We start from the raw sequence: 14,383 nt of genomic DNA on the forward strand, positions 1-14,383 counted from the left end.
CTAGACGAGCAGGTACTGCGAATCACGATAGGCTTCAAGCAGTCTGAGCCATAGTTCGCTGATCGTCGGGAAGCACGGCACGGCATGCCAGAGGCGGTCGAGCGGTACCTGGCCCGCGACGGCGATGGTGGCCGCGTGCAGCAGCTCCGTCACGCCCGGGCCCACCAGGGTCACCCCCAGCACACGGCGCGAGTCCACCTCGACCACCATGCGCGCCCGGCCGGCATACCCGTCGGCGAACAGTTTCGCGCCGGTGACGACGTTGCCGATCTCGACGTCGACGATCTTGGCGCGATGACCGGCTTGGGCGGCCTGCTCGGCGGTCAGGCCGACGGCGGCGGCCTCGGGGTCGGTGAAAAATGCCTGCGGTACCGCGTGATGGTCCGCCGTGGTTGCGTGCGCGCCCCACGGCGCGGTGTCCAACGGCTGTCCGGTGGCGCGTGCGCCGATGGCCGCACCGGCGATCCGTGCCTGGTACTTGCCCTGGTGGGTCAGCAGCGCCCGGTGGTTTACGTCACCGGCCGCGTACAGCCAGCCGTCCTGGACCGCTTGGACGCGGCAGGTGTCGTCCACGTCGAGCCAGATACCGGGCTCCAATCCGATTGTGTCCAAGCCGATGTCATCGGTCAGGGGTTCCCGACCGGTGGCGAACATGATTTCGTCGACCTCCAATTCGGCGCCGTCGTCGAGTTCGAGGACCACCGGCCCATTTGGGTCGGGTCGGCGCAGCTCGCGGACCGACACCCCCTTGCGCACGTCGACGCCGACGTCGGTGAGTCCACGCTCCAAAAACTCGCCCACGAACGGCTCCATCTTGGGCAGCAGCTGAGAGCCCCGCACCAGAAGGGTCACCTGGGATCCCAATCCCCGCCAGGCCGTGACCATTTCGACGCCGACACCGCCGGCGCCGATCACCGCGAGCCGGGCCGGAACCGAACTGCTGTCGGTGGCTTGCCGGTTGGTCCACGGTCGGGCTTCGACGATGCCGGGTAGGTCGGGCAGTGCGGGCTTGCTGCCGGTGCACACCACCACCGCGTGCTTGGCGGTCAGCACCCGCTCGCCGTCCGCGGCCGTGACCGAGACGCGCCGTGGCCCGTCCAACCTGCCGTGGCCGCGGATCAGGGTCGCGCCGATGTTGTCCACCCAGTCGGCCTGTCCGGTGTCATCCCAGTTATCCACGTACCGGTCGCGACGACCGAAGACGCCGTCGGAGTCGATCGCGCCGGTGACGGCCGCACGGGCGCCGTCCACCCGCCGGGCGTCGGAGATGGCCAGCACCGGACGCAGTAATGCCTTGCTGGGCACACACGCCCAGTACGAGCATTCCCCCCCGACCAGTTCGCGCTCGACCACCGCGACGCTGAGACCCGAAGCGCGCGCCCGGTCCGCGGCATTCTGGCCGACCGGCCCGGCGCCCAGCACGATTACGTCGAATTCCGTTGATTCCGTGGTCATATCAGCCATCTCTCCTCAGGCGGGCGGCCAGCTCGGCCAGATCTTTGGCGATGATGTCCGGTTGCGGCAGAGCACCGACCGGTGCGTTGCCGGGGCGGGTGATCAGCGCCGTGCCGAACCCGGCATTGCGGGCACCGAGCAGGTCCCAGTGGTGCGCGGCCACCATCATGCAGTCGGTGGGGCTGACGCCGAGTTCCTGGCACGCGTGCCGATAGACCACCGGGGCGGGCTTGAATGCGTGGCTTGCGTCGACGCTGAACTGTTGCTCGAAAAAATCTGCCAGTCCGGCGTTTTCGAGTGGTGTCGGGGTGCCGGGGCGGTGCGGCGAGTTGGTCAGGCTGACCAGTCGCAACCCGTCGTCGCGCAATCGGTTCAGGCCGTCCACCACGTCGGGATGAGGCGGCATGGTGCGGAATCCCTCGCGGAGCCGTTCGATGTCGTCATCGGTGACGGTCACATCGTGGATGGCGCCGAGCATGCGCAGCACACTCGGACCGAGGGTGAAGAAGTCGACATAGTGCTCGGACAGCGTGGCCGTCATCGAATACAGGACAAGCTGGTTGAACCACTCCCGCAGGACCCGCCGGTCACCGAAGACATCGCCGAAAAGCGGTGCCAGGGAATCGATGGCGAGCAAAGTCTCGTTGACGTCGAACACCAGGATGGATGGCGTCGGATTTATCGGTCCACCTTCTTCGGTGCGGGGATGTCGGGCCGTACGTACAGGATCAAACATAGACAGATCAGCGCCATCGCTGCCAGGGGCCAGCACAGGGCGACCAGCGCGGCACCGGCGAAACCACTAATTGTCACCAGTGGCCGGATACGCACGCGCGCGGATCGGTCCACGGCTTCCTGGCACAGAAATAGGTACGTGATATTCACCTGCATGAAAATGGCGGCATACAACGCCACCGGCGCGGAAGACAGGCTGCTGTCGGCTATCCACTCTGTGGTGAAGGGGATCAACGAGACCGAGAAGAGATGGCCGAAGTTCGACCAGATCAACCGCGGTGTCGCGGCTCGCGCGTAGCCGAGCAAGTGATGGTGGTTGACCCATACGATCGCAATGAACACGTAACTGACGACGTAGCTCAAACCCGTGGGCCACAGTGGCAGCAAAGCGCGCAACGAAGCGGAATTCGGCGCGTTGAGCTTGAGCACCAGGATGGTGATCACCACCGCGAAGACGCCGTCGGAGAATGCCCCCAGCCGGTCCGGCTTGGCCGGTTGGCTGGTCACCGCCGAATCTTTCGCGGGGCAGCCTTCATCGGAGGCTTCCAATGGCATGCGATACCTCGTCGGGGTCCAGTCCGCGGTCGACGCCGTGGGGAAAGACGGTTTGTCCGGGCTCCAGTTGCAGTTGTCTGCCATCGAGGTAGACATCGATCTTGTCCGGTTCGAATGACACCAGGTTGCTCACTCGAGCAACCTCGGCCCACGCGTGGGTGTAGGACCACGCCGCGCGCTTATGCGAGCCGACGTCGTAGTAGGAGGCGATGCCCTTGTACGGGCAGAAGGTTTGTCCGTCAACCGGCTTGAGGGCCGAACAATCGATGTGTTCCCGTGGCACGTACCAACGTGGGGCGAAGCCGGACTCGTAGAGCACGACGGGGCATTGGGTCTCGGCGACTACCTTCTCGCCGTCGCGAACTACAAGATGCCTTGCCGTGGAACGAATATCAATTCGATGGTAGGCGTCGGCGGCGTGCCCCACGATACGTTCCTCTTCCTCGTAGAAGGCATCCATGGCGCGCCAGGCGAAAGCCATCCGCCCCGCCAGCACGACCGCGTGGCGCGGCAGTCCGGTGTGTTGCCACGCGCTGCGGGCAGCGTCCCTGCCCGGAACTTGAACTGTGTACCAATGGGTCTCACCCAGGTCAGCATGCCGGGTCACCCGGTCCTCGGCGATTACACTGCCCGGACGTATATCGCTGAGCGGAAAGTAGGCCACCGGATAGCGGCCCGGTTCATGTAGGAGGACGACGTCCTCACTGTCGGCGATCCAATGGTCACCGAACCGGACTCGCATGCGGCGCCGTAGCGGCTCGGCGAACAGCAATCGCTCGGGTAGCGCTTGTTCGGTGAGAAAATGTCCTACGGACCCGGGCGCGAGCGGGCCCTGTTGCCACGCCAAACCCATTGTCGGCCCCGGTGCTAGTCGTCGTCCACGACGACGACCATCTTGCCGCCTGCGTCGCCGGACTCCATCACGCGGTGAGCTTCGCGGATCTGGTCGAAGGAGAAAACGTGCGAAGGTTTCGCCTCGAGCCGGCCGTCCGCCACCTGGCGAGCGATGTCCTGCAACGGCACGTCGGACAACGGGAATCCCGGGGTCCCGAACACGAAACTGCCAAAGAAGTTCAGGTTGACTCCAGATGCCATGCGCAGCAACGGATTGAAGTCGCCGATCGGGTCGAGACCGCCGAGCCAGCCGGCCAGGCAGGCCGCGCCGCCGCGACGCAGCATGTCCAAGGAGTCGAGAATGGTGCTGTTGCCGACCAGGTCGAGCACGGCGTCGAGCTGCTTGGCTTCGGCGATATGCCCGGCGAGGTCGGTTCGCTCCAGTTCTACCCGCGTGGCACCAAGCGCTTCGAGCATCGGGATCCGCTTACTGCTGCGGGTGGTGGCGATGACGTGCGCGCCCGCGGCAACGGCCATCTTCAGCGCGGCCTGCCCGAAAGACGATGTGGCACCGCGGATCAGCACTGTCTGCCCGGACGCCAGCTGCAAGTTGCGGAACAGGCACGTCCAGGCCGTCGCGTAGGTTTCGGGCAATGCCGCCAACTCGGCCCACGGGAGGTCGGATTCGATGAGTGCGACGTTGGCCGCGCGTACCCGGGTGTACTGCGCGTAACTGCCGTTGATCGTCCGGCCGAGGCCGCCCATCAACGCGGCTACCTTTGCGCCGGATGGAAATTCGCCACCCGGGCAGGCGTCCACGATGCCGACACATTCGATACCGCTGACCTCGGCGGCTTCGGCCCATTCACCGCGTCGCATGTGCATCTCGGCGTGGTTGATGCCGAACCCCTTCACCTTGATCACCACTTCGCCAGGCTTGGGCAGCGGTTTGGGGATGTCGGTGTAGACCAGACTGTCGAGTCCACCGAACTTCTCCAACACAATCGCCCGCATCATTTCGCCGCCGTGTTGGTCACGCACCACGGCCGGCGCGGTGGGGAGTGTGCTTTCGACTACCGACATTTCACACATGCCTTCCTACCTCGACGCAACGGAAGGCCATATTGGGCCAGCCATCCCAATATTATGGGCCAGGCAACCCAGAAAAGTCCAGGGGGGACGACAGACGAATCAGGATTTGCGCCGGCGTCGCGGCGCCGCAAAAGACCGCACGTAGTCGACAGCAGCCTGTAGGGCAGCAGCCAGTGGGGCTGGATCGCCGGTGGCGTGGGTGAGCATGGCGCCGCCCTGGGGGGCGGCGACGAGTGCAACCGCAAGGTGCCGCGGATCGGCTTCGGGGATGAGTTCGCCGCGGTCCCGCATCACGGTGAGTCCGTGCCGGAACAGACCGATCCATTCGTCGTATCCCTCGGACAGTTCGTCGTGGATCTCGCCGTCGGCGTCGATCAGCTCGCCGGCGAGCGAACCGTAGATGCATCCGCCGACGCGATAGACGGTGTCGATGTCGGCCACGCATGCGTCGGCCCAGCGCTGCAGCGCCTCGAAGCTGTCCAGCCCGCCCAGTTCGGGGCGGGTGTGGAACGCGTGTACGTTGTTGCGGCGCAAGGCAACTACGTGACGGGTGAGGTCCCGCTTGTCGCCGAAATAGTGCGCGATCTGTGATCCACTGACGCCCGCGGCGGTGCGCACCTCGTCGATGCTGGTGTCGGCGATGCCGCGCTTGAAGATCAACCGCGCGGCGACGTCGACGATGCGCGCGCGGGTGGCGAGCCCCTTCTGGGTGAGGCGCGACGTCTTGTTGTCGGACACCTTGCTGCCCTCGCTCAGGCCGATTGCTCGGCCATGCGGCGTCCGCGGCCGCGGCGTACCGGGCGAGGCACCCGTTCGGCGGCGTCGGTGGCGAACATTCGCAGGTAGTTGACGGCGAAACGGGTGGCGTCCGCGTGCGGCCACTCGGCGCGGTAGGTGTAGGACAGGGTGCCGCCGCCCTGGTGGGCGCTGACTATCACCAGGGCCAGGTGCCGCGGGTCGGCGGCCCGGGTCAGTACGCCGTTGTCTTTCATGGTCTGGATCGCCCGCTCGAGCAGTTCGACCCATTGCCAGTAGCCTGCTGCCAGCGCCTGTCGCGTCGCATCATCGGGCTTGGCCAGCTTGGCTGCCAGGGCGTGGTACGTCGGCGTCCCGGTGTCACCGACACGCCGCAGATAGCGCATGTTCAGGTCGACCCAGCGCTCGAAATCATCGAACGACTGCAACCCGCCGAGCTCGGGCTGGCGGTGGAAGTTCAGCACCACACCCATCTGGCGGGCGATGACGGCACGCAACAGGGCCCGCTTGTCGGCGAAATAGTGGGCGAGCTGCGAGCCGCTGACCGAAGCGGCCTTGCGCACGCTGTCCATGTTGAACGCGGACAGCCCCTCGTGGACGATCAGGTCGGCAGCAGTCTCCACGATGCGATCCCGAGTGGCCCGACCCTTGGGGGTCAGCCGCTTTTCGTCAGCCTCCGGATGCCCCATGGCGACAGGCTAACCCGCAGCCGCGCCCAACTATGGGATATGCAGCCCATTAGGTGGTGCGGACCTTCGCCAGGAAGGCGCGGACGAGGTCGGCGACTTCCGGCAAGGCCGATTCCAGCAGGAAATGGCCACCGTCCAGCAGGTGAATCTCGGCATCGGGTAGGTCATCGGCGAACGCCTGCGCGCCGGCCGGACCGAAAATCTCGTCGCCGCGGCCCCACACCGCAAGTAACGGAACGCCGCTGGCGCGGAAGTAGTCGTGTAGCCGCGGGTACAGCCGCGCATTCGTGGCGTAGTCGCGGAACAGCTTTAGCTGCACCTCGTCGTTGCCGGGCCGTGAGATCAGCGCATAATCGTGCAACCACGATTCGGGGTCCACCAGCGTCTCGTCGGCCACGCCGGTCAGGTACTGCCACCGGGTGGCGTCCAGGGTCAGGAAGTGCCGAACCGCGGCTTCGGTCTCGGCCGTCGGCTCGGTTTGGTAGGCCCACACCACTTTCCAGAAGCTCTCGACGAAACCGGCGTCGTACCCATTGCCGTTCTGGGTGATGATCGCGGTGATCGCCGCGGGATCCTGCAGAGCCAGGCGCCAGCCGATGGGGGCGCCATAGTCCTGGACGAAGAGCGCATAACGATTGACCCGCAAACCTTTGAGCAGTCCTGCCGTCAGCTCGGTCAGCGCGTCGAAGGTGTAGTCGAACTCTGTCACGCCCGGTGCGTCGGACAGGCCGAAGCCCAGGTGATCGGGGGCGATCACGTGGTAGCTGTCCGCCAGTGCGGGGATCAGGCCGCGAAACATGTACGAACTGGTCGGAAAACCGTGCAGCAGAACAACTGTCGGGTTGTCAGGGTCACCCGCTTCCCGGAAGAACAGCCGATGGCCGCCGACGGTCGCATAGCGATGATGAACAACCATTGGGGCCTCCCGAGATTTTGGGTTGTGCATCCCATTATGCACGGATATCTTCGGTAGGCAAGATAGGCAGTGCGGTGCTGCCGATTCCACGAGGAGCGCCGGTGAGCAAGCTTGTTTCGGTGAATGTCGGCATGCCCAAAGACGTGCGATGGCGTGACAGTCTGGTGCACACCGGAATCTGGAAAGCGCCGGTCGACGGGCCGGTCATGGTGCGCCGGCTGAACATCGAGGGTGACGGCCAGGGAGACCTTGCCGGTCACGGTGGTGAACAACGCGCCGTGATGGTGTATCAGGTTGAGTCCTATGAGTTCTGGAAGCGCTACCTCAAGCGTGACGATCTCGAGTTCGGCAATATCGGTGAGAACTTCACCGTCAGCGGGCTGGCCGATGACGATGTGTGCATCGGTGATCATTACCGAATCGGCGGCGCCGAGTTCGAAGTCACTCAGCCCCGCGTCACCTGTTTCCGCGTCGGAATGCGTCTGAACGAGCCGGAAATGCCCAAGCTGTTGGTCGCCCAGCACCGTCCCGGCTTCTACCTCCGGGTGATCACGGAAGGCTCGGTACAACGGGGCGATGAGATTGTGCGCACTCGCCGTGGGCGTCATCAACTCAGCGTTGCTGACGTGGACGCGCTGCTGTACCTACCGCACCGTGACGCCGGGCAGCTCCGCAAGGCCGTGGATGTGCCCGCGCTGAGTCCCGGCTGGCAGGGGTCGTTCCGCGAGCTGCTGGCGGCGCCCGCAGAAAGCTCGGATCGGCCGGCGTGGAACGGATTCCGACCGCTGCGAGTCACCGCCGTGTGCCGGGAAAGCGAATCGGTGTTGTCATTTCTCCTGGGATCCGACGACGGGTCCCCGCTGCCGAATTCGCTCCCGGGTCAGCACGTGACAGTCCGGATTCCCGGGGCGGGCGACCCGGCGCCCCTGCGCAGCTATTCCCTCTCCGGTGATCCCGCCGCGGGGGTGTACCGCATCAGCGTCAAACGCGAGGGCCACGGGCTGGTGAGCCGGTGGTTGCACGATCATGTCCAAGCCGGATCCGTCGTCGACGTGGCCGCGCCGCGCGGTGACTTCACCCTGGCCGACGGCGGTGGTCCGGTGGTGCTGATCTCGGCCGGAATCGGGGCGACTCCGCTGCTCGCCATGTTGAACGCCCTTGCGGCCGCGGACGGCAACCGTGAGGTCTGGTGGCTGCACAGCACCAGGAACCGGCAGAGTCTCGCTTTTGAAGACGAAGTCGGTGCTCTGGTCAACGCACAGGCCCACGCACACCTGCGGGTGCAATACACCGAGACGGACGGACGCTTGAACCGCCGGTCGATCGAGGCACTCAAGTTGCCCGTCGACTCCACTGTATACATCTGTGGTCCAACACAATTCATGACAGATATCCGTGATTGCCTGACTGCCATCGGAATTGACGCGTCGCACATCCACAGCGAACTGTTCGGTGCGCTGCCGCCGATCAACCCTGGGGTCGTCCCGGCGCAACGGAGGCCGCCGCACCAACCACCCGGGGTCCCTGGCGCCGGCCCGTCGGTCACCTTCGCGCGCAGTGGCCTGACGGTGAACTGGTCATCGGAGTACCGCAGCATTCTCGAGCTTGCCGAAGCGTGCGATGTGCCGACCCGGTTTTCCTGCCGCAGCGGTGTGTGTCACGTCTGCGTCACCGGCGTGGTTGCCGGAACCACCAACTATGTTCAGCCGCCCTTGGAATTGCCGGACCCCGGCGAGGTGCTCATCTGCTCGGCCGCGCCGGATGACGACCTGGTGCTGGATCTTTAAGCGCTACTCAGGCGAGATCGCCCGCTGCCCACCAGTGGCGTGCAACACGGTGCCGTTGACATAACTGGCCGCGGGCGAGGCCAGAAAGACCACCGCGCTTGCGATTTCGCCGACCTGGGCCGGGCGGCCGACCGCTGTGGTCGCCCCGAGCGCATCGAGGAGACCGGGAGCCATGTCGACAGCTCCCGGCGTGTCCGTCGGCCCGGGCGCGATCGCATTCACCCGGACTCCGGCCGCGCCGAACTCGTCCGCCCATACGCGGGTGAGCTGTTCCAGTCCGGCCTTGGTGGCGCCGTAGATCCCGGTCCCGCGCGCCGCCACGGAGGCCGCCAGCGTGCTGAGGTTGACCACGACGCCGCCCCCGCGGGTCACCATCGTCGGAACCAGCTGCTGCACCAGGATGTACGGCGCGCGCAGATTGATGTTCACATGTCGATCGAAGGTCGGGTCGTCCGTTTCGGCGGTAGCGCCGAACTCGTAGATGCCGGCATTGTTGATCAAGATGTCCACCTGTCCCGCCTCGCGGGCCAGCCGTCGAACATCGTCGGCGTCGTTGAGATCCGCGGCGACGAAACGTGCCGCGCCCCCGGCATTCTCGATGTCGCGCACGGTCTCGGTGCCACGCTCTGCGCTGCGTCCATGGACGACGACCTCCGCGCCGAGGGCCGCCAGCTGCAGCGCGATTTCCCGGCCGATGCCGGATGTGGCGCCGGTAACCAGGGCGGTGGAACCGGTCAGTGTCTCAGTCATCTCCGGACCAGCATGGACCGGACGGGATTTATTCCACCGGGCTCAGCGCGACGGAGGCTTCGGCGGTGTAGCACAGGAAAGTCAGCGTCTCCTGCAGGTACAACTGCACGGTGTCGGCGTCATGACTGAGGTACCCGATCGCCACGTCGGTGCCGAGCTGCAGGTCGAAGTCACCGCCGCGCGTGGTCAACACGAACGCGCCGTCGATCGCGGGCGCCCAGATGATGTCGCCGTCGACCAGCCGGTTCAAGTGTTCGAGGATCGGATAACCATGCGCGGTCGTCTCGCTCACCTTGGTGTACACATCCGCGGCCAGCAGCACCGAGTACGGGCCGTCCACACCGGCCAACCGCAGCTGCGACAGGGCCTGGGTGATGACGTCGGGGATGTCGCGCGGGTCTTCCGGCAGGGTCAGCGGCGGGTTGGAGCTGCAGCTGCGGATGCCCTGGATCGACGCCGGGGCATAGCCCTCGAAGATGCCGCGGTCCTCCACAAACGCCAGCTTCTTGGCGGCCGCCTTGACCGGTTCCCAGTCCGAGTCGTTGGAACCGCGCTCTACGTCATCGATTTCGTTGCGGGACAGGGTGAACGGCACCCGCAGCCGGACCAGTGGGCGGCTGTCGCGCAGATGGGCGATCACCCCGTCAGTCGGTGACTCCAGGTCGAGCAACCGGCCGGTGCTCACCGCCGCGGTAACGGGTCCGCCGGGTTCGCTCACGTCCACCACCCGGCGTCCGGCGATATGCCGTTTGAAGGTCCGCGACGCCTCCACTTCGATTTCCGCCCAGGCGGCTTCGGTGACCGGTGCCAGGTCGCGGTACAGGTTGTTCATCGAGTTTTTCCTTTCAGGCTGCCGATCCGCAGTGATCCGTCATCGGAAGGAAGCGTGGCCGGGGGATCCGGGGGAGGGTTCCCGGCCGTGCCGGCCAGCGGGGCGGGCAACGGCGGCGGATCGTTGAGGAAGTCGACGGTCGGCGAGAAGAACAACCCACCGGTGACCGCGGTGGAGAAATCCAGGATGCGGTCGGTGTTGCCGGGCGGATCGCCGAGAAACATGTTGCGCAGCATCTGTTCGGTGACGTCCGGTGTGCGCGAATAACCGATGAAGTAGGTCCCGTACTCGCCCTTGCCTACCTCGCCGAACGGCATGTTGTGCCGGACGATCTTCAGTTCGGTGCCGTCGTCGTCGGTGATGACATTGAGCGCGATATGGGAGTTGGCGGGCTTGGCGTCGTCGTCGAGCTCGATGTCCTCGAGTTTGGTGCGCCCGATCACCAGCTCCTGTTCGGTCACCGACAGTGATTCCCAGGACGTCATGTCGTGGACGTAGCGCTGCACGTGCACGTAGCACGAGCCGGCGAAGTCGGGGTCTTCGTCGCCGATGGTGGTGGCGCTGACGGCCAGGGGACCATCCGGGTTCTCGGTGCCGTCGACGAAACCCAGCAGGTCGCGGTTGTCGAAGAACCGGAAACCGTGCACCTCGTCGACGACGGTCACCGCGGGCGTCATCGCCTTGAGAATGCGGCCGGCCAATTCGAAACAGACGTCCAATGTTTCGGCGCGGATGTGGAACAACAGATCACCGGGTGTTGCCGGCGCGACATGGCGCGGACCGGTCAACTCGACGAATGGATGCAGCTGGGCGGGCCGCGGCCCGGCGAACAACCGGTCCCAGGCATCCGAACCGATCGAGGTGATCACCGACAGCCGCTTCCACGGCTCCCGGAACCCGATCGCCCGTACCAGCCCGGAAATATCGCCGAGCGCGTCGTGAACCGTCGCCTCACCGCCGGTGTTGATCGTGACCACCAGGAAGATCGCTGCTGGGGTCAGGGGCTCCAGGATCGGCTGCGGCTGAACAGCGGGCACAGCTGAAGACCCTAACGCTCCCGGCGCGGGGAATGCTAAACATGGCTACATGGTGGCCACCGCCCTTGGCCTGGGTGAATTCATCGACGCGTCGCCCTCGCCGTTTCACGTCTGCGCGACGGTGGCGATCCGATTGATCGACGCGGGCTACACCGAACTCAACGAGGCGGATCGCTGGCCCGAAACCCCCGGAAACTACTTCGTCGTTCGTGCCGGGTCGCTCGTCGCCTGGAACAGCCTCGAAGGGCTGCGCCCGTTCCGCATCATCGGCGCCCACACCGACAGCCCCAACCTGCGGGTCAAGCAATATCCGGACCGCGCGATCGCCGGCTGGAAGGTGGTGGCGCTGGAGCCCTACGGCGGAGCGTGGCTCAACTCCTGGCTGGACCGCGATCTGGGTGTCAGCGGACGGTTGTCGGTCCGGGACGGCCGGGACATCACGCACCGCCTCGTCCGGATCGACGAGCCGATCCTGCGGGTTCCCCAGCTGGCGATTCACCTGGCCGACGACCGCAAATCGTTGACCCTGGATCCGCAGCGGCACGTCAACGCGGTCTGGGGTGCCGGCGATGCGGTCGGGTCCTTCGTCGGGTACGTCGCCGAACGTGCCGGGGTGTCGAAGACCGACGTGCTCGCCGCCGACCTGATGACGCACGACCTCACCCCGTCGGCGGTGATCGGCGCCGAAGGCGATCTGCTCAGCGCGCCCCGGCTGGACAACCAGGCCAGCTGCTATGCCGGGCTGCAGGCGCTGCTCGGATTGCAGCAGCAGCCCGAGCCGCCCGGGTTCCAGCCGGTGCTGGCGCTTTTCGACCATGAGGAGGTCGGTTCGACCTCGGACCACGGCGCTCAATCCAACCTGCTGGGGACCGTCCTGGAGCGCATCGTGCTCGCCGCCGGCGGCGACCGCGAAGATCATCTGCGGCTGCTGCCCGCCTCCATGCTGGCGTCGGCGGACATGGCCCACGCGACGCACCCCAATTACCCGGAGCGGCATGAGCCCGGTCACCTGATCGCTGTCAACGGCGGTCCGGTGCTCAAGGTGCACCCCAACCTGAGGTACGCCACCGACGGGCGGACCGCGGCCGCTTTCGCGCTGGCCTGCCAGCGGGCCGGGGTGCCGCTGCAGCGTTACGAACACCGCGCCGACCTGCCCTGTGGCTCCACGATCGGCCCAATGGCTTCGGCGCGCACCGGCATCCCGACCGTCGACGTCGGTGCCCCGCAACTGGCCATGCACTCGGCGCGAGAGTTGATGGGCGCGTCGGACGTACCCGCATACGCGGCCGCCCTGCAAGCGTTCCTTTCCGCGGAGCGTCCCGAGGCATAGGGTTCGGCGGTATGGCGCTGAAATTGGAGATGGTCACGTTCGACTGCAACGACCCGGTGACATTGTCCGGTTGGTGGGCCGACCAGTTCGGGGGCACCACGCAAGAGTTGATGCCCGGTGAATTCTTCGTGCTGGCTCCGCCCGAGGGGCCGCGGCTGGGTTTCCAGAAGGTGCCCGATCCCACGCCCGGGAAGAACCGCCTGCACCTGGACTACGTGACCCCCGACGTGGACGGCGAAGTGTCGCGACTGAAGGCAGCGGGCGCGAGCGAGGTCGAACAGCACAGCATCGGCGACAGCTTCCGCTGGGTCGTGATGGCCGATCCCGAAGGCAACGCGTTTTGCGTGGTGTGCCAATACGAGGGCGGCTGAGCCCGTTACAGGCCGAAAAGCGGCCGACAGCGCTCGAAGCCGTCGACGTGTACCTCGATGGCGCGGTGCCGCTCCCAATCCTCGCGGGTGAGCCGGAACCGTCGCATCTCGGCGACCGCACCTTCGCGTGCCATCCGATCTACGCCGTCGTCTTGGTAGCCGAGGCGCCGCGACACGGCGATGGACGCCGGGTTATCGGTGAACGACTGTGACGTCGCCACTTGCGCGCCCAGTTCGGTAAACGCGAAATGCAGTGCGGCCGCCCGCATCTCGGTTCCGTAGCCGTTTCGCTGATGGCGCATCCCGAGCCACGACCCGGAGTCCACCTGTCGCGTGACGGGGAACTGCTTGGCCATCAGCCCCTGCACGCCGACGGCTCTCCCGTCGACGACTACCGCCAGTGGCAACGACCAGTGATCGCGGCTGAAGCCGGCCAGCTCCCGCCACAGGTAGGCCAGAGTGTTGAACGGCAGGTATTCCCGTGGCACGCGTGTCCAGGGGATCGAAAACGGCATCTGCTCGGGCGGGTGTACCCCATCGAGGATCGTGTCGATCAGCTGGTCGATCAACTCCTCGGTCGGCAGCCGCAACTCCAACCGCGGGGTGGTGATCCGCAGGTCGAACAGCGGCCAGTGACGCGACATCGGCCCATTATCGATACCTCGGCCGGCGAAATCAGCCCAATTTCCGGCGGGAACCTAGACTGGCTGCGTGACGAGCCCGCACACCTACGCCACTGACACCGTCGAGCACGCCGCAACCACCCCCGACCAGCCACAACCGTTCCACGAACTGGGTCTCAAAGACGACGAATACCAGCGGATCCGTGAGATCCTCGGTCGTCGGCCCACCGACACCGAGCTGGCGATGTATTCGGTGATGTGGAGCGAGCACTGCTCCTACAAGTCCTCCAAGGTCCACCTGCGCTACTTCGGCGAGACCACCACCGAGGACATGCGTACCGGCATGCTGGCCGGCATCGGTGAGAACGCCGGCGTGGTCGACATCGGCGACGGCTGGGCGGTCACCTTCAAGGTGGAGTCCCACAATCACCCGTCCTACGTGGAGCCCTATCAGGGCGCGGCCACCGGCGTCGGCGGCGCCGAACCGGAGCTGGTCCATCACGGCGATCGGCCGCGCGCCCATGGCCATGATGTCGCGAACGATGCCGCCGACGCCGGTGGCCGCGCCCTGATAGGGCTCCACGTAGGACGGGTGATTGTGGGACTCCACCTTGAAGGTGA

General features: G+C 66.0%; 15 protein-coding genes and 2 pseudogenes. 4 read left to right on the top strand and 13 right to left on the bottom strand.

Features of this window, described 5'->3' with window-relative positions; all coding sequences use genetic code 11:
- The 8 genes from A9X01_RS16445 to A9X01_RS16480 form a co-directional block, all read right to left on the bottom strand.
- Entirely contained in the window at positions 1-1,455 is a 1,455-nt protein-coding gene (locus tag A9X01_RS16445; protein WP_436405277.1) for a dihydrolipoyl dehydrogenase family protein, read from the bottom strand.
- 1 nt (position 1,456) lies between these two features.
- Positions 1,457-2,191, bottom strand: coding sequence for a haloacid dehalogenase type II (locus tag A9X01_RS16450; RefSeq protein WP_081282420.1), 735 nt, complete (start codon positions 2,189-2,191; stop codon positions 1,457-1,459).
- The gene (locus tag A9X01_RS16455) at positions 2,134-2,697 is read right to left on the bottom strand and encodes a TMEM175 family protein (protein ID WP_253849155.1); all 564 of its coding nucleotides are present in this window, start codon (positions 2,695-2,697) and stop codon (positions 2,134-2,136) included. Before A9X01_RS16455 ends, A9X01_RS16450 begins: the two co-directional genes overlap by 58 nt.
- A 25-nt stretch (positions 2,698-2,722) precedes the next feature.
- Positions 2,723-3,598 (bottom strand): DUF427 domain-containing protein, encoded by an 876-nt coding sequence (locus A9X01_RS16460; RefSeq protein WP_065121762.1) that lies wholly within the window; start codon positions 3,596-3,598, stop codon positions 2,723-2,725.
- A 14-nt stretch (positions 3,599-3,612) separates the two neighbouring features.
- Positions 3,613-4,662, bottom strand: a complete 1,050-nt coding sequence (locus A9X01_RS16465) for a zinc-binding alcohol dehydrogenase family protein (protein ID WP_065121763.1) — start codon at positions 4,660-4,662, stop codon at positions 3,613-3,615.
- A gap of 108 nt (positions 4,663-4,770) precedes the next feature.
- Complete coding sequence (locus A9X01_RS16470; RefSeq protein WP_065121764.1) at positions 4,771-5,409, bottom strand: TetR/AcrR family transcriptional regulator; 639 nt, start codon at positions 5,407-5,409, stop codon at positions 4,771-4,773.
- Positions 5,410-5,423: 14 nt separating this feature from the next.
- A complete protein-coding gene (locus A9X01_RS16475) occupies positions 5,424-6,116 on the bottom strand; it encodes a TetR/AcrR family transcriptional regulator (RefSeq protein ID WP_065121765.1) in 693 nt (230 codons plus the stop codon).
- A 49-nt stretch (positions 6,117-6,165) separates the two neighbouring features.
- On the bottom strand, positions 6,166-7,032 hold the full coding sequence (locus A9X01_RS16480) for an alpha/beta fold hydrolase (protein WP_065121766.1): 867 nt from the start codon (positions 7,030-7,032) through the stop codon (positions 6,166-6,168).
- A 101-nt stretch (positions 7,033-7,133) separates the two neighbouring features.
- Between A9X01_RS16480 and A9X01_RS16485 the strand changes: the two genes are divergently transcribed.
- Positions 7,134-8,819: an MOSC and FAD-binding oxidoreductase domain-containing protein gene (locus tag A9X01_RS16485; RefSeq protein ID WP_065121778.1), complete on the top strand. Its 1,686-nt coding sequence runs from the start codon at positions 7,134-7,136 to the stop codon at positions 8,817-8,819.
- A 3-nt stretch (positions 8,820-8,822) separates the two neighbouring features.
- Here the strand turns inward: A9X01_RS16485 and A9X01_RS16490 are convergent, their stop codons facing one another.
- The 3 genes from A9X01_RS16490 to A9X01_RS16500 are packed head-to-tail and all read right to left on the bottom strand — an operon-like array spanning position 8,823 to position 11,438.
- Positions 8,823-9,569 carry an SDR family NAD(P)-dependent oxidoreductase gene (locus A9X01_RS16490; protein ID WP_065121767.1) on the bottom strand — a complete coding sequence of 249 codons (747 nt, stop codon included), beginning with the start codon at positions 9,567-9,569 and terminating at the stop codon, positions 8,823-8,825.
- 28 nt (positions 9,570-9,597) lie between these two features.
- Positions 9,598-10,401 carry a family 1 encapsulin nanocompartment shell protein gene (locus A9X01_RS16495; RefSeq protein ID WP_065121768.1) on the bottom strand — a complete coding sequence of 268 codons (804 nt, stop codon included), beginning with the start codon at positions 10,399-10,401 and terminating at the stop codon, positions 9,598-9,600.
- Positions 10,398-11,438: a Dyp-type peroxidase gene (locus A9X01_RS16500; protein WP_065121769.1), complete on the bottom strand. Its 1,041-nt coding sequence runs from the start codon at positions 11,436-11,438 to the stop codon at positions 10,398-10,400. The genes A9X01_RS16495 and A9X01_RS16500 overlap by 4 nt, the downstream gene beginning before the upstream one ends.
- A gap of 49 nt (positions 11,439-11,487) precedes the next feature.
- Between A9X01_RS16500 and A9X01_RS16505 the strand changes: the two genes are divergently transcribed.
- Together A9X01_RS16505 and A9X01_RS16510 are read left to right on the top strand one after the other, a co-directional pair.
- Positions 11,488-12,768: a M18 family aminopeptidase gene (locus A9X01_RS16505; protein WP_065121770.1), complete on the top strand. Its 1,281-nt coding sequence runs from the start codon at positions 11,488-11,490 to the stop codon at positions 12,766-12,768.
- Between the two features lie 11 nt (positions 12,769-12,779).
- Complete coding sequence (locus A9X01_RS16510; protein WP_065121771.1) at positions 12,780-13,139, top strand: VOC family protein; 360 nt, start codon at positions 12,780-12,782, stop codon at positions 13,137-13,139.
- Positions 13,140-13,144: 5 nt separating this feature from the next.
- On the opposite strand, the gene A9X01_RS16515 is transcribed toward A9X01_RS16510, so the two are convergent.
- Entirely contained in the window at positions 13,145-13,783 is a 639-nt protein-coding gene (locus A9X01_RS16515) for an acetyl-/succinyl-CoA transferase (RefSeq protein ID WP_065121772.1), read from the bottom strand.
- A 67-nt stretch (positions 13,784-13,850) separates the two neighbouring features.
- Between A9X01_RS16515 and A9X01_RS32060 the strand changes: the two are divergent.
- Positions 13,851-14,318: pseudogene (locus tag A9X01_RS32060) on the top strand (AIR synthase related protein); the annotation flags it as partial.
- Here the strand turns inward: A9X01_RS32060 and A9X01_RS32065 are convergent.
- A pseudogene (locus A9X01_RS32065) lies at positions 14,292-14,372 on the bottom strand (hypothetical protein); the annotation flags it as partial. The pseudogenes A9X01_RS32060 and A9X01_RS32065 overlap by 27 nt on opposite strands.
- Between the last annotated feature and the right edge of the window lie 11 nt (positions 14,373-14,383).

It is taken from the genome of Mycobacterium asiaticum, assembly GCF_001668675.1.
GTDB classification, from domain to species: Bacteria; Actinomycetota; Actinomycetes; order Mycobacteriales; family Mycobacteriaceae; genus Mycobacterium; species Mycobacterium asiaticum_D.

What these genes read in the sequence shown, in the direction of transcription:
- A9X01_RS16480 (WP_065121766.1), bottom strand. Translation starts at nt 7,032, where the DNA reads ATGGTTGTTCATCATCGCTATGCGACCGTCGGCGGCCATCGGCTGTTC.
- A9X01_RS16465 (WP_065121763.1), bottom strand. Translation starts at nt 4,662, where the DNA reads ATGTCGGTAGTCGAAAGCACACTCCCCACCGCGCCGGCCGTGGTGCGT.
- A9X01_RS16490 (WP_065121767.1), bottom strand. Translation starts at nt 9,569, where the DNA reads ATGACTGAGACACTGACCGGTTCCACCGCCCTGGTTACCGGCGCCACA.
- A9X01_RS16445 (WP_436405277.1), bottom strand. Translation starts at nt 1,455, where the DNA reads ATGACCACGGAATCAACGGAATTCGACGTAATCGTGCTGGGCGCCGGG.
- A9X01_RS16505 (WP_065121770.1), top strand. Translation starts at nt 11,488, where the DNA reads ATGGTGGCCACCGCCCTTGGCCTGGGTGAATTCATCGACGCGTCGCCC.
- A9X01_RS16515 (WP_065121772.1), bottom strand. Translation starts at nt 13,783, where the DNA reads ATGTCGCGTCACTGGCCGCTGTTCGACCTGCGGATCACCACCCCGCGG.
- A9X01_RS16460 (WP_065121762.1), bottom strand. Translation starts at nt 3,598, where the DNA reads ATGGGTTTGGCGTGGCAACAGGGCCCGCTCGCGCCCGGGTCCGTAGGA.
- A9X01_RS16510 (WP_065121771.1), top strand. Translation starts at nt 12,780, where the DNA reads ATGGCGCTGAAATTGGAGATGGTCACGTTCGACTGCAACGACCCGGTG.
- A9X01_RS16475 (WP_065121765.1), bottom strand. Translation starts at nt 6,116, where the DNA reads ATGGGGCATCCGGAGGCTGACGAAAAGCGGCTGACCCCCAAGGGTCGG.
- A9X01_RS16450 (WP_081282420.1), bottom strand. Translation starts at nt 2,191, where the DNA reads ATGTTTGATCCTGTACGTACGGCCCGACATCCCCGCACCGAAGAAGGT.
- A9X01_RS16495 (WP_065121768.1), bottom strand. Translation starts at nt 10,401, where the DNA reads ATGAACAACCTGTACCGCGACCTGGCACCGGTCACCGAAGCCGCCTGG.